The sequence below is a fragment of the Arthrobacter sp. AZCC_0090 genome (assembly GCF_014207375.1).
In the GTDB taxonomy this organism is placed as follows: Bacteria; Actinomycetota; Actinomycetes; order Actinomycetales; family Micrococcaceae; genus Arthrobacter.
The window spans coordinates 117786-137442 of sequence record NZ_JACHEE010000006.1; the positions used below are offsets into that span (position 1 = coordinate 117786).

Consider the following 19657-nt stretch of genomic DNA (forward strand, 5'->3'; position numbering starts at 1 on the left):
GGATGAAGCCCCAGCTGCCTGCCGGACCTGCCACCCGATCGGCCCTGTACGTCCTTGGTTTGTTGTCTTCACTCAAGGCCTTTTCCCTGGTCCTGATTGCACAGGCCGTCGCGGGGATGCTGTCCGGACTCGCCGCCGGCGGAATCGGGTGGCGGGAAGGACTCCTCTGGGGTGCCATCGGCGCGGTGCTGCGCTCGCTGACGGTCTGGGGCCAGGGAGTCGCGGCGCGCCGGGCGGCCCTCGGTGTCAAGGAAGAGCTGAGGTCCAGGCTCCTGGGCCGCGCCCTCGGTCCAGGGGCCGCCGGACGAGTCGGCGAAGTGAATGACGGCGGGCTGGCCGTGCTCGCGACGCGCGGACTTGATGCGCTCGACAACTACTACACCCAGTTCCTGCCCGCCTTGGTCAATTGCGCCGCAATACCTTTGCTACTGGGCGCCCGGATCCTTTTCGCGGACTGGGTCAGTGCCCTGGTTGTGGTTTTGACACTGCCCCTCGTACCGCTTTTCATGGTGCTGATCGGCCGTCACACCGAGGACAGGGTCCGCGAAGCACAATCCACTCTCAGGAGGCTCTCGGGGCACATCCTGGAGCTGGCCAAGGGACTTCCCGTGCTGGTCGGACTGGGCCGTGCGGGCGAACAAAGGGCAGCCCTCGAAGACCTCTCCGAGGAATACCGTTCGCGCACCATGGGAACCCTGCGGACGGCCTTCCTGTCCGCCCTCGCCTTGGAGCTCATAGCTACCATCTCCGTGGCCGTGGTGGCCGTCTTCATCGGCGTACGACTGGTGGCGGGTGACATGGCCCTGGAGGCAGGCCTGCTGGCCCTCATCCTCGCCCCCGATTGCTACCTTCCCCTACGTGAGCTGGGTACGGCCCACCATGCCAGCGACGACGGCCGCGAAGCGCTGGCCGCGGCCAACGCAGTGTTGGACTCGCCCGCGGGCCGTCCGCTGACTAGTGATTCCCGCACCGATGAGTACGACGTCGGTGCGCCCGCCACGAACAAGCCGCCCGCCGACGTCGTGGTCACCGGACTGACGGTTACTTATGTGGGAAGGGCTGCAGCCGCCGTCGGGCCCATCGACTTCAAGGCTCCGGCCGGCCGGATCACCGCCCTTGACGGCCGCAGCGGTTCGGGCAAGAGCACCATCCTGGGCGTTCTGGCCGGCACGATCGGCGACGGTCCGCGGGCGTCCGTTAGCGGTTCGGTTGCCCGACTCGGCGCCCATGCGGTGGCCTGGGTGCCGCAGCATCCCGTGATGGCGGCTGGAACGGTGCTGGACGAGATCGTCCTTTACCTCGGCGGCGGCAACCAAGACTTGCTGGCAACCGATTCCGAATCATGGCCGGACGCGGACAACGCGACCGCAATGGCGTGCCTGGAGCAGGCTGCCGCGGAACACCTCGCACCCAAACATCCCGCCGAGCTTAGCCCGGGCGAACTGCGGCGGGTTGCCGTGGCCCGCGGCCTGGCACGCCTCAAAGCAGGAGCCACCGTCCTCCTGTTCGACGAACCGACCGCCCATCTTGACGCCGCCTCCGCCGACGCCATCCGTGCCGCAATCGAGGGCCTGCGAGGGTCCGCGACTGTCATCCTGGTCGCCCACGACGCAGCAACCCGGAACCTTGCGGATCATGTGGTGAAGGTCGACGGCGGGACGGCGGAGCAGCAAACCGGCTCCGCGAATGCGGAATCCGCGGACCGCGAATCCGCCGCCGCGTCCGCGCCAGCTCCGGTCCGACGGGACACGAATCCCGAGACCACACCGGTGGGGGGAATTGAACCCCCCACTACCATCTCCGCGCTCAAGGCCCTTGCGCGGATCCTGGCGCCCGTCCGTTACAAGTTCGCCGGCGCCGTACTGATCGCGGCGCTCGCCGCCTTGTTTGCCGTGGCCCTGTCCGGGCTGTCCGGCTGGCTCATCATCCGGGCCAGCGAGGAGCCGCCCATTCTGTACTTGCTCGGAGCGATCGTGGGTGTGCGGTTCTTCGGCATAGGCAGGGCCGTGCTTCGATACGCTGAACGGCTCCTCGTCCACGACGCCGTCTTCGCCGCCATGACAAGGCTCCGAGGTGCGCTGTGGGCGGCGCTCAGCGCGCGGGCGCTGTCCCTCCGCCGGCTCCTGCAAGGCGGCAATGTGCTCGGGGCGGTGGTCGACGACGTCGACACTCTGCGGGATTTGCTGCCGCGCGTCGTGCTGCCGCCGCTCTCGGCCCTTGCTGTCGCGGTGTCGGCGGTGGGTGCCTCGGCATTGCTGGTGCCCGCTGCCGTGCCGGCCGTCGTCGTGGCCGCCATGGTTGGGGTTGTAATTGCCCCTCTGCTTGCCCTGGTGGCAGACCGCAATGCTGCGCGTGCTGAGCAGCAACTGCGCTCACTGGTGTTGCGCGACGTTGCCTCTGCCCTCGACGCCCGTGCCGAGCTCAGCGCCAACGGCGTCGCCGGTACGGTTCTCTCGTCCTTGACCCGGAGGGACAACGCAGCCACGGCGGCCGCACAGCGGTCCGCGTGGGCTGACGGCATAGGCCAAGGATTGGTCGTACTCGCCTGTACCCTGGGTGCGCTGGGGGTGGGCATTCTGGCCGCACCGTCAGTGCAAGCCGGAAACACGGTGCAGTCCGGAACTGTTGCGCCTGCTGTGCTTGCCGTCGTCGTGCTCATGCAGCTGGCGCTCGCGGAACCGTACGGGGCGGTAGTGTCTGCCGTGCGGCAGGCGCCCGCCCTGGCCGCGGTATTGCGGCGGATCGCCCCATCGGGAGCTGTTGACGCATCAGCAGCGTCCGACGGCGGCGTGCTGGCACTGCCGGAGCGTCCCGACGGTTCTCCTGGGCTATTGTTGGACGGGCTCGAAGCGTCATGGCCCGGCGGTGCCCCCGTATTCAGTGGGTTGAGCGGCGAGGCCGCCCCCGGGCACTGGCTCTCCGTCACGGGTCCGTCCGGTTCCGGTAAATCGACGCTGCTCTCGGTACTGCTCGGCTTCTTGCCGGCATCGTCCGGCGCAGCCTACGTCACCGGAAGTGCCGCATGGTGCCCGCAGGAGGCCCACCTCTTCGACTCCACCATCCGCGGCAACCTGCTGCTCGCCCGCCCGGCCAGCCACAAGCCTTCCGAAGCGGACATGCACCAAGCCTTGGGCGCCGTCGGGCTCTCCGGACTGGTAGCCGGGCTTCCCGCGGGCCTGGATAGCCGCATTGGCCCCTCGGGTTCGTTCCTGAGCGGCGGCGAACGCCAGCGGCTCGCCATGGCCCGCACGCTTCTGACCGGAGCAACAGTGCTCCTCCTCGATGAGCCGACGGCCCATCTCGACGCCGAAGCCGCCCGCCTGATGATGGCCGAACTCCGTGGCGGACTGGGAGACGTCACTGTGGTCCTAGTGACCCATAACCCGGCCGATATCGGCGAGGGAGACTCCCGACTGGACCTTGGCACCCCCAAGCTTGGCTCGCCGTCGGACCGCCCGGCGCTGGTGCACGGAAGCTAGCCGCGGAGCCGCCCGAAGATGGCGTCCACCGAGTCGACGATCTTGTCCATGAGCTTCAGGGCGTCGTCCTCGCGGATGAGTGGAGTCGATTGGCCGGCCCACAGCGACATCAGCCCGGGGATTCCCTGTGCCGCCGCAACTGGCCGGAACTTGCCGGTGAGCCAGTTCTGGATGGGGAACGGGGCGTGGGCGGCAGGGTCGGCGAGTTCCGCGATGATCCGGTTGGGGATGCCTCGCGCCAGGCGACCGCTGAGGGCACGTGTCAGGACGGTGTGGGCGGCGTCGGGTCCGCGCATCGCAGCCAAGTGGGCGGGACTGATGGCAGACTGGCGGGTGGCGAGGAAGGCTGAACCGATCTGCACCGCGTCCGCGCCAAGCGCCAAGGCGGCAGCGACCCCGCGGCCGTCAGCGATACCGCCTGCGGCGATGACGGGAACCGAGACGGCATCCACCACTTGCGGCACGAGGGCCATGGTCCCGACGAGCGAGTCCTCCGGAGCGCGCAGGAACGAAACACGGTGGCCACCTGCCTCCATTCCCGTGGCAACGATGGCATCCACTCCGCCGGCGTGGAGGGCGACGGCTTCGTCCACGGTGGTCGCCGTACCTGCCACCACAATGCCGTTCCGGTGGGCCTCCTCGATAACAGACTCGGACGGAACGCCGAACACGAAACTCAGCACGGCTGGCCGGGCATCGATGGCCGCCTGGATCTGACTGTCCAGATCAGGCAGATAGGTATCAGGTTGCGAGGGTGGTTCCACGCCCACCAGCTCGAAATAGGGCCTGAGGACGTCCACGTAGGCCGCGAACTGCTCGGCATCCGGAGACGGCGGCTCTTCTCCCTCGATGGGAAGCCAGAGATTCAGCGCGAACGGTTTCCCGCTGGCCTCCCTGAGTTCGCGGGCTGTGGCGGCGATCCGCTCCGGATCGTAGCCGTAGAGTCCGTATGAACCCAGTCCGCCCGCCTCGCTGACGGTGCTTGACAGCTCCACGGACGACAAGCCGCCGAATGGTCCGAGGACGATGGGCAGTCCAATATTGAAGAGGCGGGTGGCCCGTGTGTCTTTCCACGACATCGCAGCGCCTAGCCGTCGACGTCGTGAAGGTGATGGACCACGTCGTGCAGGAAGTACTGGGCAAACGTCAGCACGGTGAAGGTGGAGCCATTGCTGCGGACACCGGTGCGCGGCCATTCATCTTCGCGGACTGAGGCGAAGGAATTCGCGATTTGTTGGCCCTCGGCAGCCAGTTGTGCAGACACCTCAGCGGGATCCGCGTTGGCGTAGTCCCCATCGATGGCGGCCTTGTCCTGGTTCCAATTGGCGAAGCGGGCGTCGTCTTCACGCAGCATCAAGTTCAGGCGCTGATCGAAGAGACTGAAGACATCCCTTACATGGCAGGCATACTCCAAGGGCGACCAGGTGTGGTCGTCCGGGCGGACCGAGGCGTGTTCGCGGCGAAGCACCGCGCGCCAGCGCGGCAGCATGTTCAGGACTGTTCCCGGCACCGTGGACGGGGTCACGGTCGCGGCGTCGAAACCACATTCGGGGCAAGGCGTGGACAGGACCCAGGTCCAGTCCTTGTCATCGGGAATGATCGGCATGGCAGTAGTCTAGGGCCCGCGTTCGCGATCCGGCCGCACCACGGAATGCGGGTGCGGGTCCGCACCCCCCAAATGGCCGATCAGGAGTAAGGTTATGAGCTGGGGAAGCCTGGAAAGTGAAATAGCCATGCTTAAGGATCTAAACGTCGCCGGCGTGCTCCCTGCCAGCGATCTTGCTCGCGCCCGCGACTTTTACCGCGACAAGCTAGGCCTCGAACCGGACAATCCGGAAGCCGCAGATAACCTGCTGTACAAATGTGCCAACGGCACCGCCTTCCTGCTCTACGAGACGCCCAACGCCGGGACCGCCAAGAACACCCAGTTGGGATTCCAAAGCACCGACTTGGAGCAGGACATGGCCGATCTCAGGGCACGCGGAGTCGTTTTCGAAGAGTACGACTTCCCGGGCCTGAAAACTGAGAACGGCATTGCTACCTTCCCTACCGGAGATCGCGGAGCTTGGTTCCTCGATACAGAAGGAAACATCCTCAGCATCGCTACCGTGCCTATCTGAGCGGCAGCGAAGTTCACTCCCCGGCGGTTTCCGGTGCGCTTCCTTCTTCCCACGCCATGGTTGCGCCAATGGCATCCACGGCTTGGGAGAGGGGAACACCGGAGCCGTCGCGGCGGCCGTGCTCTTGTGGGAGCGCACGGGCGACGCCGGCGCTGGACGCCGCCTTCGCGGGGCCGTGGCCTGCCCACCCGAGCAGCAGCGTGTCCTCACCCTTGAGGAAACGGTGGGCCCGGACGCCTCCCGTGGCCCGGCCTTTGGCCGGATACTCCTCGAACGGGGTGATTTTGGCCGTGCCCGGAGCAGTCCCCGGCAACGCGCCGTTGCTGCCCGCGATAGTCACGACGACGGCGGCGGGGTCGTCTGCGCGTACCGTGCCGAAGTGGATGACGTCGTCGCCATCTGCGAGCTTGATACCCGCCATGCCGCCGGCGGTGCGGCCCTGGGGCCGGACGGCAGAGGCACTGAAGCGCAAAAGCTGCGCAAGCCGGGTCACGAAGACGAGTTCGACGTCGTCGTTCTGTGCAGGCTCCACGCCCACCACAGTGTCCTTGTCCTTGAGCGCAATGATTTCCCAGTCCTCGCGGTTCAGCGGGTAGTCCGGCTGGACGCGCTTGACCACTCCCTGGACCGTTCCGATGGCCAACACGGCATCCAACGGCACGAAGGCCACCAAGGATTCGCCCTTGAGCAGGGTGACAAAGTCCTTTGCCGCCACGCCACCGGCAAGATTGGGCAAGCCGGACACCGGAGGCAGCGCCGGCATGTCCATGACCTGTACCCGGAGCATCCGGCCCTGCGAGGTGACCGCGCCGATTTCGCCGCGCGCCGTTGTCTTGACCACCGAGCGGTAGACATCATGCTTGCTCCGGGGGCCGGACTCGGCCAGTGGCTCTTGGTTGGACGTCCGCGCGATCTGCCCAGAGGTGCTCAGGAGTGCCCAGCAAGGATCGTCGGGGATTTCGAGCGGCAGTGCGGCGGCCTTCCCCTTGCCAGCCGGGACTGCGGCTCCGAGGGCCGCCGCGACGGTCGGGGAGACCGCCTCGGACTCGAGGAGAACAGTGCGGCGCGGGGTGCCGTACTTCTCGGACACCTCGGCCAATTCCCCGGATACCAACTCGCGCAGCAGCACGTCGGACGCCAGGATCGCCTCAAGCTCGGCGATCTCCCGGCGCAGCTCTTCCTGCTCTTTTTCGAGTTCGATGCGCGAGTACTTGGTCAGTTGGCGCAGGCGAAGTTCCAGGATGTAGTTGGCCTGGATCTCGGATAGATCATAGATCGACATGAGCCGTTCGCGCGCGGCTGATGCCTCGTCCGAGGAGCGGATGATCTGGATGACCTCGTCGATGTCCACGATCGCGATCAGGAGGCCCTCCACCAAGTGGAGGCGGTCCTTCTTCTTGCCCAGGCGGAAGGCAGTGCGGCGGCGCACCACCGACAGACGGTGGCCAACGTAGACCTGGAGCAGCTGGAGCAAGCCCAAGGTCTGCGGCTGTCCATCCACCAGGGTCACGTTGTTGATGCCGAAGGAGTCTTCCATTGGCGTGAACCGGTAGAGCTGCTGCAGCACTGCGTTGGGGTTGAAGCCGTTCTTGACCTCAATCACGAGCCGCAGCCCGTGCTTGCGGTCAGTGAGGTCCATGACATCGCTGATGCCTGTCAGCTTCTTGGCGTTGACGGCATCCTTGATCTTCTCGATGACCTTCTCCGGGCCCACCATGTAGGGGAGTTCGGTCACCACCAGGCCGGTGCGACGCGCGGTCAGCTGCTCGATCTCCACCTTGGCGCGGGTCTTGAACGAACCCCGTCCTGTGGCGTAGGCGTCGCGGATTCCATCCAGGCCCACGATCCGGCCGCCCGTGGGCAAATCCGGGCCAGGCACGAAGCGCATGATGTCTTCCAGCGTCGCGTCCGGATGGGCGATGAGATGCCGGGCGGCCGCGATGACTTCCACGAGGTTGTGGGGGGCCATGTTAGTGGCCATGCCGACGGCGATGCCCGTGGTGCCATTGACCAGTAGGTTGGGGAAAGCCGCGGGCAGGACATCGGGCTGAGTGAGCTGGTTGTCGTAGTTGGGGACGAAATCCACCACGTCTTCGTCGAGGTGCTCGGTCATCGTCATCGCAGCCGCCGCGAGCCGGGCTTCCGTGTAACGCGGTGCAGCAGGGCCGTCGTCGAGCGAACCGAAGTTGCCGTGCCCGTCAATGAGGGGCAAGCGCAGCGAGAAGTCCTGGGCCATGCGCACCATAGCGTCATAGATGGCGGCATCGCCGTGGGGGTGCAGCTTTCCCATGACTTCACCCACCACTCGGGCACTCTTGACATGCCCGCGGTCCGGGCGGAGGCCCATGTCGCTCATCATGTACAGGATGCGTCGCTGAACGGGCTTGAGGCCATCGCGCGCATCGGGGAGCGCGCGGGAATAGATCACCGAATACGCGTACTCCAGGAAGGAGCCTTCCATCTCGGAAGTGACGTCAATATCGATGATGTTCTCGGTGAAGTCCCCGTCGACGGCAGCCGTGGCTGCGTTCGCGCGGGAGGGACTTTGGCTGCGTGCCATGGAGTCGGTGGATCCTTAAACGTGTACTGCGGAAGACTTAGCTAGGCTAAGCCTATGGTGGATCAGCCCGGCGCCGGCGTATATCCGGAATATTGGGAGGCCGATGTCGTGCTTCGCGACGGCGGAACGGCGCATTTGAGACCCATCTCACCCGAGGACGCGGATGCCCTCCAGGCTTTCCACACTGCGCAGTCCGAGACGTCCATCTACATGAGGTTCTTCTCGTTCAAATCGCGGCTCTCCAGCAAGGAACTGCGCCGCTTCACCGAAGTGGACCACAAGGACCGGGTGGCGTTCGTCATAACGATCGGCGGAGAAATCGTGGGCGTGGGCCGTTACGACCGCCTCGATGACCCTACCGAGGCCGAAGTCGCGTTCAATATTTCCGATGTCCAGCAGGGCCGGGGCATCGGTTCCATCCTGCTGGAACACTTGGCGGCCGCAGCCCGCGAAAACGGCATCCGCCGCTTCACCGCCGAGGTCCTGCCCGAGAACCGCAAAATGCTGCGGGTCTTCGCCGACGCTGGTTATGAGCTCGCGCGCAAATTCGATGACGGCGTCGTCAGCGTTGAATTCAACATCGACCCGACCGAAAAATCCCTGGCCGTCATGGAATCGCGGGAACACCGCGCCGAGGCGCGCAGCGTACGGGACTTGCTGGCGCCGTCGTCGATCGCGGTGGTGGGCGCCAGCCGCCGGTGGGGGACCGTCGGGCACCAACTGCTGGAGCACATCCTCGAAGGAGGCTTCACCGGTGCGGTCTATGCGGTCAACCCCGAAGCATTCGAGTTGGCCGGGATGAAGTCCTTCGCCCGGATCGCCGACGTTCCCGGGCCTGTGCAGATTGCCATCATCGCAGTGCCGTACGAAGAAGTACCGAAAGTCGTGGACGAGTGCGGTGCGGCCGACGTCAAAGGCCTGGTGGTTGCGACCGCCGGATACGCCGACGACGGCGAGCGGGGGCTACAGAGGCAGAGGGACCTGGTGCGCCGGGCCAGGTCCTACGGGATGCGCGTGATCGGCCCCGAATCGCTGGGGATCGTGAACACGAATCCGGATGTCTCACTCAACGCGTCCATGGCCCCGAGCCTGCCCCGGCGCGGGGGACTGGGACTGTTTTCGCAATCTGCCGCCATCGGTGTTTCCGTCTACGCCGCCGCGAGCCGCCGGGGCCTGGGATTGTCCTCGTTCCTGTCTGCCGGCAACCGTGCCGATGTCTCCGGGAACGACGTCATGCAGTTCTGGGAAGACGATCCGGATACCGTCGCGGTCGGGCTCTACTTGGAGTCGATCGGCAACCCACGTAAGTTCTCCCGCCTGGCTCGCCGCCTCTCGCGCAGCAAGCCGGTCATCGTTGCAAAATCCGATGTCACGGGGCTGCGCCTTCCGCCGGGGCATGTGGTCAGGACCACGCTGGCGCCGGCAGCGGCCCTTGACGCCATGATGCGCCAAGCGGGGGTCATCGCCGTCGAAACCATCGAGCAGCTCATGGACGTGGCGCAGATCGTCTCCTGCCAGCCCTTGCCCAAGGGCCCGGCGCTCGCCGTCTACAGCAACTCCGCGGCCTTCGGGAAGGTGGTAGCGGACAACGCGGCCCCCCAAGGACTGGTCGTCGATCGGATCGTCACCGACGTCGATCTGGACGCGGGGATGTCCGTGGCTCTGGAGGGACTGCGGCGCAGCCTCCGCCAGAATCTTGCCGACGACGCCGTGCACGCAGTGGTCGCAGCCATGGTGCCCTCCCGCAGCCTCACGATGGAGGCGATTGCCGGAGTCCTCGCCGAATGTGCGGCAGAGGCGGGCAAGCCTGTCGTGGCGGCGTTCACGGGGATTCTTGACAGCTCTGTGCAGCTGGATGGATTGCTCGCCTCAAGCGGAGAGTCCGGGCCGTCGCTTCCTTGCTATTCGAGCGCTGGCAGCGCAGTGGCGGCGTTGGTGGCAGTGGTCCGCTACGCGAAGTGGCTTGACCGGGACCAGGGGATGTTCGTGGAACCGGCGGGTTGTGACCGGGAAGGAACGCGGGAGCACATCGAACGGCTCTTGTCTTCCGTCCCGGGGGAGCAACTAGTCCGGCTGGACGACGCCGAAGGCGCCGCACTGCTCGCCCGCTACGGCATCCCCGTGGTGCCGTCGGCTGTGTTCGAGAGCGACGACGAAGCGGTGGCCGCAGCCGAGCGGCTCGGTTGGCCCGTGGTGCTCAAGACCACGGATCCTGCCCTCCGGCATCGTCTGGACCTGGGAGGTGTGCGGCTGGACATCGAGGACGCGGACTCGCTGCGGCGCAACATCGCGCAGATGCGTCGCGCCCTCGAGCCCTACGGTTCATCGGCCATAGAAGTGCAGGCCATGGTTTCCGTGGGGCAGGCCTGCACGTTCCGGGCCATCGAGGATCCGCTCCTGGGTCCGGTGGTGTCCTTCGGCTTGGCGGGCGACGCCGTGAACCTCCTGGACGACTGGGCGCACCGGGTTCCTCCTCTGTCCGCCGCGGATCTCCACGACTTCATCAGGGCACCCCGGGCTTCGTTGAAACTGTTCGGCTACCAGGGACTGCCGGCAGTCGACGTGACAGCCCTTGAGGACATCGGCGCACGGCTGGTCCGGCTCAAGGATGAGCACCCCGAGATTGCCCTCGTGGAATTCAACCCTGTCCTGGCGGGGGCGCGGGGCGCGAAGATCCTTGCCGCCGAGGTATGGATCGGGAACGCCAAACAACGTACGGACAGCGCCCGCCGCGCGATGCTCAGCTGACCGGGTGGGGGTCTGGTGGTTATGAAGTCCCTAGCCAATCTGTGAAAATGGGGGAATGAGCTCGAAGTCCCCGACGCCTCCGTCCGGTCCGGCTACCACCGGGCACCACGCAGCACACAACCACAGCTCGCAGGGGCAGAGCCTGGACCAGGCACTTCAGCGGGCGGGCTTCTATCCCGTCCTCGTTGCCGATGTTGTGGCCGATGCCTTGGACGGGCGTGACTGCCTTGCGCACTTGGTGCATTTGGAAACGCATTTCGACCGTGCCGAGGTCCGGCGCCACATCACGGTCCTGGTCCTCACTGAGGACATGCTGGTGATTACCCACGTTGACGATCAGCAGCTTGATGAAGCCGGCGAGCAGATCGTCGCCCAGATTTCCACGGAATCCGTGCCTGTGGCACAAATCCGCTCGGTGGTCCTCAGCTACATGTATGCGCAACCGCAGAACTACACTCCGAGCGACCCCGTCAGGGAGCTGACCCTCTCGATTGCCTGGTCTGGTGGCCAACGCCTGGATGTGGGACCCGCCAGCTGCGGGGACCCGCAATGCGAAGCCGATCATGGGTACACAGGCACTATTTCCCAGGAGGACATCGTTCTTCGGATCAGCTCGGAGGCCGACGGGCCCAGGGCCGTGCAGGACGCGAAGATCTTTGCCCGCGCGTTGCGGGCCGTGAACACCGGGGGTCCCGGGCCTTCAACACATTCGGGTTCCATCCCCGCACCTCGACTCCGCTCGGGCGTCTTCGGAAACCGGCTGAGCCGCGGACACCAGCGCTGATGGTGACCTCGGAACACCTCGCCCAGGAAACCGCTCCCGTTGCCAGCACTATCCCCGAGCTTCCGGGCGCTCCGTTGTATGGCAGCAAGTCGATTGCCGAGGTCTTCACCAGCGCCGCCGCGAGCATGGGCCTGCCCGGCTTTGAGAACAAGCTGCACTTGCCTGCATCGCAACGCGTGTGTGTGGTGCTTGCCGATGGCCTGGGCCGCAACCTGCTCAAGCAGAAATCCGCCCATACCCCGTTCCTGAGATCCATTGCGAATTCGGGGCAGGGAGCCGTTCCTGTCTGGCTCGATTCAGCCTTCCCCTCCACCACGGCATCGTCCTTGGCAAGTCTGGGCACCGGCCGTACGCCCGGCGAACACGGCATGGTGGGCTATGACGTCCTGGATCCCGCCCAGGACAAGGTGGTCAACCTGCTCGGGAATTGGGACGCCGGTGTCGACCCCCTGAGCTGGCAACCGTTCCCGACAATCTTCGAACGCGTGGCTGCTGAGGCTGACGTGGTGACAGTGAGCTTGCCGCAGTTCGGTGCGTCACCGATGACCCTGGCGGCGCTCCGCGGAAGCCGCTTCGTGGGAGGTAGCTCCCTGCATGCCCGAACGGCAGCTGCGGGGGAGGCTATGGTCGCAGGAAATCGTTCGCTCATGTACTTCTACGTCAACGAGTTGGACAAGGCCGGCCACCGCTATGGCTGCCAGTCCGATCGCTGGGAACACCAGCTTGAAGAAATAGATTCAACCGTCAAGAGGCTCTCCGCAACCCTTCCGGCAGATACCACCATCCTGCTCACCGGAGACCACGGAATGCTTGACGTTCCGGAGTCACAGCGTATCGACTACTCCGCCGATGCCGCCCTCATCGCCGGTGTCCGGCATACAGCAGGCGAACCCCGCATGGTCCACCTGTACCTTGAGCCCGATTCAGGAGAACGGCAACGCCAGGCCTTGCTGGACGCTTGGCGTGCCCGCTTCAGTGATCGGATCTGGGCCTTCACCCGGGAGCAGGCCCTTGCGGCCGGTCTCTTCGGTGGGTTGCGTCCGGAGGTTTCCCCTCGGATCGGAGACATCATGATCGCCGCCCGGGATGCTCTGGCGCTTTATGACGTCCGTCGGGTTCGCCCTACCGCCATGGAAGTTGTCGGGCAGCATGGTTCGCTGACCAAGGCGGAGCGTGAGGTTCCGTTGCTCTGTTTCAAGGCCGGAGGCCCCAGAAGCCGCCGTGGCTGAGCTCATCTTCTTTTCCGGAACCATGGACTGCGGCAATTCCACACTCGAGCGCATCGACGACCGTTGCATTGAAGAAGTGCCCCTGGGCGAGGGCGGCGCTTGCCTTTGGCACGGCGCGAACTGAAGCCTCCCGCGAACTTGGGCGGCTAGTCTCCGCGCGTACCGAAGACGATTTCATCCCAGCTGGGGATGCTGGAGCGCTTGGGCCGTGACGGCTGGCGTTCGGCAGGTGCTGCGTCGGAAGATTCGTCACCGTGGGGCGGGTTGTCGGACGCCGAAGCCACACCCTCCGACGGGGTGGATGGTGTGGCTGTGTACCAGGAATCCTTCAGCCCAGCGCGGGTGGGCTTCGGCTCTTCGCGTTCCCGCCGGGGAGCGCCGCCGAGCAATTCGTCCAGGCCTGCCCGCGGTGATGTCGTTTCCTGGGATCGCGGCTTCTCTTGGGCGGCCTGCGCATCGTTGTCAGTCCTGCCGCGCAGAAGGGTCACGGGGCGCATAGGGCTCGGAATCACGGTGATTTCCCGTGTGTCCGTACTGACCCCGTCGTGCAGCCGGAGGGAATCGTCTTCATTGTCGTCTTGCTGCGGAGCCAGGCTCAGCGGCGACAGCATGGAGGCACGTGCGTCGCGACGGGTCGGGGCGGGATCGGCTTCTGCCGGTTCGTCCGTGTCTGTGTCCGTTGATTCTTTGTCCGAAAGCCCGTCTTCGACGTCGCTGGGCCTGGGATGGGCAGCAGGAACTCCGCTGCTCAGAAGCAGCGCCAAGGCGTCGTCGCTGTCTTCGTCGAGGCCCAGCCGTTGTCCGCGTCGTGAGCGCAGCATGTCCAGGAGCCCATCGGCTTCCTTGGTGGCCGCAGCGGCGGCACGGGCCGCGGCACCCGCGTCGGCCTCGAAATCAAAAGGCCGGTCGGAAACGGCGGCGAGCCGCCGTGCCGGTACGGGGCCATCAAGCGGTTCCAGTTCGCTGAGCTGCTGGGCCCAGCGGTTGGCGTTCTGGAGCGATTTCCGGGCGGGATTGAACGTCCACATCGCCGGCGGCTCTTCGCCAATGGTCTCCAAGGTGCCTGGCTTGGTTTCAAAGCGCGCGACGACGGTCCAAGCCCCATCGCTCCGGCGCCAGGAGTCCCACTCCACCGCGGAGTGGTCGATGCCGTGGGCCGTGAGCCGGTGCGCGACCATCTCGCCGAGGCTTGCAGGTTCGTCGCCGAACGCTGCGCGGTAAGTATCGTGGCCGGGTGCCGGGGCAGCGACTTCCACTTTGCGGGCTTGCTGCGCGATGTATTCCCGCTCGGCCAGCACGGGGCCTTCGTAGCGCTGCACGTTGGCGAGCGGCAATCCTGACAGCTCTGCCACTTCCGCGGCCGTAGCACCGCTACGGATACGCGACTGAATGTCACGCGGGGACATGGCGACGGGCGTGATCGAAGCACGCGCGGCCACCTGGGCAGGTGTCCGGCTCGCGGCAACACGCAACGCCTCGTCAATCGGAAGCTGGAACATCTCGCCGCCGGTACCGCTCAACAGGAGATGTCCGCCGTCGTCGTGGACGCCAACCAGCCGTAGATCCCGCATAAAATCCTCCACCATGGCCTATCTGACATTCGAAACTCTGCCACCCGGTGGGGCCTTTTCCTACTAGGACAAAGGGCGCGCCGCGATATTCCGCCATTTCCGGCACTTTCCCCGCGGAACGGTCCCCGTGGAGCTATGGACATTTGGTGCCGCTGGGAGGACAATCTGCCCGATATCGGGCACATAAACGGGGCCTGCTGCGTTACATCCTTAGACCGGAGCAGGTTCCGGTTGACAGGAGCGCGAGCCCTGCGTGAAGCACAAGGGAGAACGAAGAAGGGACCATGGCAACGGACTACGATGCCCCTCGGAAGACGGAAGAAGACACCGAGGACTCGATCGAGGAACTCAAGTCGCATCGCACCGAGAAGCAGTCGTCGGCGGTTGACGTTGACGAGACTGACCTGGCCGACGCCTACGAACTCCCCGGGGCGGACTTGTCCGGCGAAGAGCTGCTGGTCCGCGTCCTACCTCCGCAGGCAGACGAATTTACCTGTTTCAACTGTTTCCTGGTCAAGCACCGCTCCCAGATTGCACGGGAAAAAGACGGTCATCTTTACTGCAAGGAATGCGAGAGCTGATCCGGGGAACGGAACGGCCTACTTTGAAAGCGCAGCCAGCAGCTCTTCCGGGCGGCGGGTGGACGTCAGCCAGTACGGCGTACGGTCCGCAGGGTCGGTGATTTCAATACGCACCACGGGGTCGATCCAGCCACGGAGGCACAGGAACGCGAGGCCATTAAGCCGGGTACCGCGCTCTGCCGTGGCTTCGTCCTTGCGGAACGCCGCGACTGCGCCGACAAATTCGCGCTGGATACTGGCGCGACCCACCTGGACGGTATCTTGGTCCACCACAATCGCCGGCGTGGACAACAACAGCATGGTGGTCATGATCCCGAAGAGAACCAGTGCGGCGATGATGCCCGCTGTGATACTGATCGGCGCAAACATCAGGATGCCCGCGGCGGACAAGCCGACCACGACGATCCAAATCCAAGGGGACGGCCAGAGCTTTTCCGCAAACAGGACGCCCGTTCCACTTGTGGAGTGGTTCGGCGTGGGCACGGATGCAGTCGATTCAGGCATGCAACCAGCTTATCGGGACAGCGACCCGAGGAATTAACCCGCCTGGACCCTGCACCGACAACCGCGGCAGGATCCAGCGGACGATAGAATATCTGACTGTGAGCCATGAGACAGCAGTAGCCAGCCCAGCAGACACTTCCGCCGAATATGGCGCGCCGACCCTTCAGATCCAGCTGAAAATGCTCGACGACGGTCTGGAAGCACCGTCGTACGCCCACCCTGGTGACGCCGGTGCCGACTTGCGCGCCCGCACGGACGTGTCTCTCGCCCCGGGGGAGCGGAAGCTCGTTCCCACAGGGGTCTCAATCGCGCTGCCAAACGGCTTTGTCGCACTGATCCACCCGCGATCGGGGCTGGCCACCAAGCACGGGCTCACTGTAGTCAACGCTCCGGGCACGGTCGATGCCGGCTACCGAGGTGAAATTTCCGTGACGCTTTTGAATACGGACCAAAACCAGGCGATCGAACTCAAGCGCGGCGATAGAATTGCTCAAATGGTGATCCAGCGCGTCGAGTATGCGCAGTTCGTGGCGGTGGAGGAGTTGTCCGACACAGCACGCGGCACCGGCGGCTTTGGATCCACCGGAGGCTTCGCGCCGGCCGTGAGCTCGCAACAACCCTCGACAATCGACGCCGTACGGAGCTGATTGCCATGCTGCCCGCGAGTTGACGGGCAGTCTGCGGTTTACTGGGGATAGACCACTACTAAGGAGACAACCCGATGCTTTTTGGGCGCGGAAAGAAGTCCAAGGCTGAGCAGCCGGAAGACAAGGATACCGAGCAGGCGAATGCCGCGACGTCGCGGGGGGATGCCGGCACGGTAGCCAGTGGAACCGCGAAGGGCGACTTCCGTCTGTCCAAGGGGCCATTCGATGCCAGCGAAATTGAGAGCCAAGAGGGCTACGTGGACCTTGGCGCGTTGCTTATCGAGCCTTCCGAGGGCCTTCAATTGCGCCTCGAGGTGGAAGAGGCGACCCAGCGGGTAGTGGCCGTCACCATGGACCTGGACGGCTCGAGCCTTCAGCTCCAAGCGTTCGCCGCTCCCCGTTCCGAAGGACTGTGGGATGAAATCCGCGAACAGATCGGCCAGTCCGTGTCCAGCCAAGGAGGCGAAGTCGAGGAAATCGCCGGCACCTTCGGGACGGAACTCGTCGCCAAGCTTCCCACCGAATCTGCCGATGGCGGACGCGGTTTCCGAGCGGCCAGGTTCATGGGTGTGGATGGCCCCCGTTGGTTCCTCCGCGGCGTCATCGGTGGCCAGGCGGCCCTGGACAGGGACGCCGCTGAAGGCTTGGAGAATCTCTTCCGAAAGGTCGTTGTCATTCGAGGAGACAACCCCATGCCGCCCCGCGAACTGCTCCAGTTGAGGTTGCCCAAGGACGCCGCGGCCCCTGGGCACCACGGCGCTCCGCAGGAAGCGCCGGAGCTTCAGCGGCCTGAACGCGGTCCGGAGATCACCCAGATTGGCTGACAAAGCGGCTCGCGCCGCTGCAGGCACTGGCAGCCCGGCACCCCTGTCCCTCACTGATCTCCCTGTGCGTGGCAGAGTCAATTGCACGGGTTTTATCGAGTCGGTAACCTACCAACCCGCCAGCGAGCAGGCGCATTTCTCGGCAATAGTCGTTGACCGGATCGCGCACAGGGGAGAAACCGGTCCATTGGCCCGCCTGCGCGTCATCTGGCTCGGGCGCCGCAAGGTGCCCGGCATCGAACCCGGGACTGTCCTGCGCCTCGAAGGAATGGTCACTCTGCGGGACGGGATGCCCACCATGTTTAATCCGCGCTATGAAATCCTCTCCCGGCAGGAGCAGCAATGACCGTCGCCAACGGACCCGGTCCCCACGAAAAGCCAGCGCGGGAAAATCCCGGCCCGGCAGAAGGATCGAGTCAGGAGACGCAGGGACCAAGTATCGCGGACATCGCGGCAGGCTACGCACAAAAGGCCGGACTCCAACGCAACAGCCACGGGCACGTGGATATCCTCAAATCGGCCGGGGGTGTTCAAGGGATAGCCGAGAGCATTGTGCCGGGCCTCGTGTTCCTGATCGCCTTCATGGTCACCCGCGACCTTCCGGCGTCCCTGATTGCATCCCTCGCGGCGGCCGCTGTCTTTACCGTGGTCCGGCTTGTCCAGCGACGTCCGTTGACCCAGGCCCTTGCCGGGATCGCCGGCGTCGCAATTTCCGCTTGGCTCGCCAACACCACGGGCAAAGCCGAGGACTTCTACGTCCTGGGCTTCTACACGAACATTGCCTACATCGTGGGAATGGTGCTGTCCATTGTGCTCAAATGGCCCATTGCCGGCCTGCTCTTCGGCTTTGTCCGCAACGAAGGCTTCGATTGGCGGAAGAACCCGGAGCGCTTGCGGGCATATACCATCGGCACCTGGGTGGTCATCGCTGTCCTGGCACTACGGCTTGTGGTCCAGGTTCCCTTGTACTTCATGGGCGAGCCCGGCCTGGCCGCTCTCGCTACCATGAGGCTGATCATGGGTGCTCCGCTGTACATCCTTGGTCTTTGGATCGCTTGGCTCCTGACCCGGCCGGCGCCAGGCCAGAAGCCGGCCAAGGATCCTCAGCCGTCGAAGCCGTCGTCGTCGGACTGATCCGAAAATTCTTCCTCGATCTCAACTGACCCGTGGTCCGCTGCGGACGGGGACAACAATGCCCTGAGCCCGTCTTCGGCCGCAATGGTCGTGACGAAAAACAGCTCGTCGCCGCCGTCGATCACGTCATCACGGCTGGGCGTGATGGGCGCGTGGTCGCGGAGGATCGCCACCAGGGTGGCGTCTTCCGGCCATTCGATGCCTCCCACAGTGCTGCCGATAATGTACGAGTCGTGGGGGACGGTGAACTCCACGAGCGAGGACACTCCCGTCTGCAAGGTCAGCAGGCGGACGAGGTCACCGATTTCCACGGCTTCTTCCACGAGCGCCGTCATGAGCTGCGGGGTGTTGACCGCGACGTCGACTCCCCAGGAATCGTTGAACATCCAGTCGTTCTTGGGGTTGTTCACGCGGCCCACCGTCCGGCCCACGCCGAACTCGGTCTTGGCCAGCAAGGACACCACAAGGTTGACCTTGTCGTCACCGGTCGCGGACACGACGACGTCGGCCCCTTCCAGTTTCGCTTCCTGCAGCGTGCTCAATTCGCAAGCATCGCCCACCAGCCAACGGGCACCACGGAGGCCGCTGCGCCCAATGACCTCGGGTTTGAGGTCGATCAGCATGATCTCGTGGTTGTGGGCGAGCAATTCCCGCGCGATCGACGAACCGACGCTGCCCGCGCCGACAATAACGACTTTCACTCAGACTCCTTGGCGGGTGCGCTGGCGAGGACGCGTGCCACCTCGGCGCTGCGGTCCAGATTCAACATGGCATGCACAGTGTCACCTTCCTGGTACGCCGTTCCGGCTTGGGGCAGGACGCCCTCGCCGAAACGGGTGAGGAAAGCGATGCGGATCCCGGAAGCTGCTTCGATGGCAGTCAGCGGGTGCCCGATCCAGCCTTCGTTCAGGTCAACTTCAGACAAGACCAATCGGCCGGAAGGCTCGCGGTAATCGCCCGCAAGGTGCTGCTCGGGCAGGATGCGGCGCAGGACCTGGTCCGCGCTCCAGCGCACGGCGGCTACCGTGGGAATGCCCAGGCGCTGGTAGATTTCGGCGCGGCCGGGATCGTAGATGCGGGCAACAACATGCGAAACATGGAAAGTCTCACGGGCCACCCGGGTGGCCAGGATGTTGGAATTGTCACCACTGGAGACCGCGGCGAAGGCATACGCTTCTTCGCAACCTGCCTGCTTCAGCGTGTCCCGGTCAAAGCCGACGCCAGTGACTTTCCGGCCAGTGAATCCGCTGCGCAGGCGACGGAAAGCGCGGTCGTCCTGGTCGATGATTGCCACTGAATGGCCGGCGTCTTCCAAGGTGTGCGCCAAAGTTGCGCCTACTCGTCCGCAACCCATGATCACAAAGTGAGCCACGGTCTCTCCTTCACTCTTATGCATGCCGCTCGGTAAGACTCTACCGGGGTAAGTTGCGGAAGCCAGTCCGCCGTCATGACATCGCGTTCGATTCAGAGTAGCTT

Annotated in this window: 18 protein-coding genes; 11 read left to right on the plus strand and 7 right to left on the minus strand. The window is 65.0% G+C overall.

What is annotated here, in order from left to right; all coding sequences use genetic code 11:
- Positions 1 to 2: 2 nt before the first annotated feature.
- On the plus strand, positions 3 to 3479 hold the full coding sequence (cydD, locus tag HNP00_RS11375) for a thiol reductant ABC exporter subunit CydD (protein ID WP_184739083.1): 3477 nt from the start codon (positions 3 to 5) through the stop codon (positions 3477 to 3479).
- Here the strand turns inward: cydD and HNP00_RS11380 are convergent.
- Positions 3476 to 4558, minus strand: a complete 1083-nt coding sequence (locus HNP00_RS11380) for a nitronate monooxygenase family protein (RefSeq protein WP_184739085.1) — start codon at positions 4556 to 4558, stop codon at positions 3476 to 3478. The two genes, cydD and HNP00_RS11380, sit on opposite strands and share 4 nt — an antisense overlap.
- A gap of 8 nt (positions 4559 to 4566) precedes the next feature.
- The gene (locus tag HNP00_RS11385; RefSeq protein ID WP_184739087.1) at positions 4567 to 5085 is read right to left on the minus strand and encodes a DinB family protein; all 519 of its coding nucleotides are present in this window, start codon (positions 5083 to 5085) and stop codon (positions 4567 to 4569) included.
- 127 nt (positions 5086 to 5212) lie between these two features.
- Here HNP00_RS11385 and HNP00_RS11390 point away from each other — a divergent pair, with 127 nt between their 5' ends.
- On the plus strand, positions 5213 to 5599 hold the full coding sequence (locus HNP00_RS11390; RefSeq protein ID WP_184739400.1) for a VOC family protein: 387 nt from the start codon (positions 5213 to 5215) through the stop codon (positions 5597 to 5599).
- A gap of 13 nt (positions 5600 to 5612) precedes the next feature.
- On the opposite strand, the gene HNP00_RS11395 is transcribed toward HNP00_RS11390, so the two are convergent.
- The gene (locus HNP00_RS11395; protein ID WP_184739089.1) at positions 5613 to 8159 is read right to left on the minus strand and encodes a DNA topoisomerase (ATP-hydrolyzing) subunit A; all 2547 of its coding nucleotides are present in this window, start codon (positions 8157 to 8159) and stop codon (positions 5613 to 5615) included.
- A gap of 54 nt (positions 8160 to 8213) precedes the next feature.
- Here HNP00_RS11395 and HNP00_RS11400 point away from each other — a divergent pair, with 54 nt between their 5' ends.
- Genes HNP00_RS11400 through HNP00_RS23260 form a run of 4 tightly spaced genes read left to right on the plus strand, consistent with a single transcriptional unit; the run spans position 8214 to position 13044 of the window.
- Positions 8214 to 10907, plus strand: a complete 2694-nt coding sequence (locus tag HNP00_RS11400) for a bifunctional GNAT family N-acetyltransferase/acetate--CoA ligase family protein (protein ID WP_184739090.1) — start codon at positions 8214 to 8216, stop codon at positions 10905 to 10907.
- A gap of 55 nt (positions 10908 to 10962) precedes the next feature.
- On the plus strand, positions 10963 to 11691 hold the full coding sequence (locus tag HNP00_RS11405; RefSeq protein ID WP_184739091.1) for a DUF5998 family protein: 729 nt from the start codon (positions 10963 to 10965) through the stop codon (positions 11689 to 11691).
- A complete protein-coding gene (locus tag HNP00_RS11410) occupies positions 11691 to 12920 on the plus strand; it encodes an alkaline phosphatase family protein (RefSeq protein ID WP_184739092.1) in 1230 nt (409 codons plus the stop codon). The genes HNP00_RS11405 and HNP00_RS11410 overlap by 1 nt, the downstream gene beginning before the upstream one ends.
- Positions 12913 to 13044 carry a hypothetical protein gene (locus HNP00_RS23260; protein ID WP_260404914.1) on the plus strand — a complete coding sequence of 44 codons (132 nt, stop codon included), beginning with the start codon at positions 12913 to 12915 and terminating at the stop codon, positions 13042 to 13044. Before HNP00_RS11410 ends, HNP00_RS23260 begins: the two co-directional genes overlap by 8 nt.
- A 22-nt stretch (positions 13045 to 13066) precedes the next feature.
- Here the strand turns inward: HNP00_RS23260 and sepH are convergent, their stop codons facing one another.
- Positions 13067 to 14491, minus strand: a complete 1425-nt coding sequence (sepH, locus tag HNP00_RS11415; RefSeq protein ID WP_184739093.1) for a septation protein SepH — start codon at positions 14489 to 14491, stop codon at positions 13067 to 13069.
- Positions 14492 to 14775: 284 nt separating this feature from the next.
- Here sepH and HNP00_RS11420 point away from each other — a divergent pair, with 284 nt between their 5' ends.
- Positions 14776 to 15072 (plus strand): DUF4193 domain-containing protein, encoded by a 297-nt coding sequence (locus HNP00_RS11420; protein WP_184739094.1) that lies wholly within the window; start codon positions 14776 to 14778, stop codon positions 15070 to 15072.
- A gap of 18 nt (positions 15073 to 15090) precedes the next feature.
- Here the strand turns inward: HNP00_RS11420 and HNP00_RS11425 are convergent, their stop codons facing one another.
- Positions 15091 to 15576 carry a DUF3093 domain-containing protein gene (locus HNP00_RS11425; RefSeq protein ID WP_184739096.1) on the minus strand — a complete coding sequence of 162 codons (486 nt, stop codon included), beginning with the start codon at positions 15574 to 15576 and terminating at the stop codon, positions 15091 to 15093.
- Positions 15577 to 15674: 98 nt separating this feature from the next.
- Here HNP00_RS11425 and dut point away from each other — a divergent pair, with 98 nt between their 5' ends.
- From dut to HNP00_RS11445, 4 genes are all read left to right on the plus strand, one after another.
- Positions 15675 to 16223 (plus strand): dUTP diphosphatase, encoded by a 549-nt coding sequence (gene dut / locus HNP00_RS11430; RefSeq protein WP_311770562.1) that lies wholly within the window; start codon positions 15675 to 15677, stop codon positions 16221 to 16223.
- Positions 16224 to 16297: 74 nt separating this feature from the next.
- Positions 16298 to 17047 carry a DUF3710 domain-containing protein gene (locus HNP00_RS11435; RefSeq protein ID WP_184739100.1) on the plus strand — a complete coding sequence of 250 codons (750 nt, stop codon included), beginning with the start codon at positions 16298 to 16300 and terminating at the stop codon, positions 17045 to 17047.
- Positions 17040 to 17393, plus strand: a complete 354-nt coding sequence (locus HNP00_RS11440) for a hypothetical protein (protein ID WP_260404915.1) — start codon at positions 17040 to 17042, stop codon at positions 17391 to 17393. The genes HNP00_RS11435 and HNP00_RS11440 overlap by 8 nt, the downstream gene beginning before the upstream one ends.
- The gene (locus HNP00_RS11445) at positions 17390 to 18181 is read left to right on the plus strand and encodes a DUF3159 domain-containing protein (RefSeq protein ID WP_184739102.1); all 792 of its coding nucleotides are present in this window, start codon (positions 17390 to 17392) and stop codon (positions 18179 to 18181) included. Before HNP00_RS11440 ends, HNP00_RS11445 begins: the two co-directional genes overlap by 4 nt.
- Here HNP00_RS11445 and HNP00_RS11450 read toward each other — a convergent pair.
- Both HNP00_RS11450 and HNP00_RS11455 read right to left on the minus strand, forming a co-directional pair.
- On the minus strand, positions 18151 to 18882 hold the full coding sequence (locus HNP00_RS11450; protein ID WP_184739104.1) for a TrkA family potassium uptake protein: 732 nt from the start codon (positions 18880 to 18882) through the stop codon (positions 18151 to 18153). The two genes, HNP00_RS11445 and HNP00_RS11450, sit on opposite strands and share 31 nt — an antisense overlap.
- Positions 18879 to 19553 carry a TrkA family potassium uptake protein gene (locus HNP00_RS11455; protein WP_184739106.1) on the minus strand — a complete coding sequence of 225 codons (675 nt, stop codon included), beginning with the start codon at positions 19551 to 19553 and terminating at the stop codon, positions 18879 to 18881. Before HNP00_RS11455 ends, HNP00_RS11450 begins: the two co-directional genes overlap by 4 nt.
- Positions 19554 to 19657: the final 104 nt, after the last annotated feature.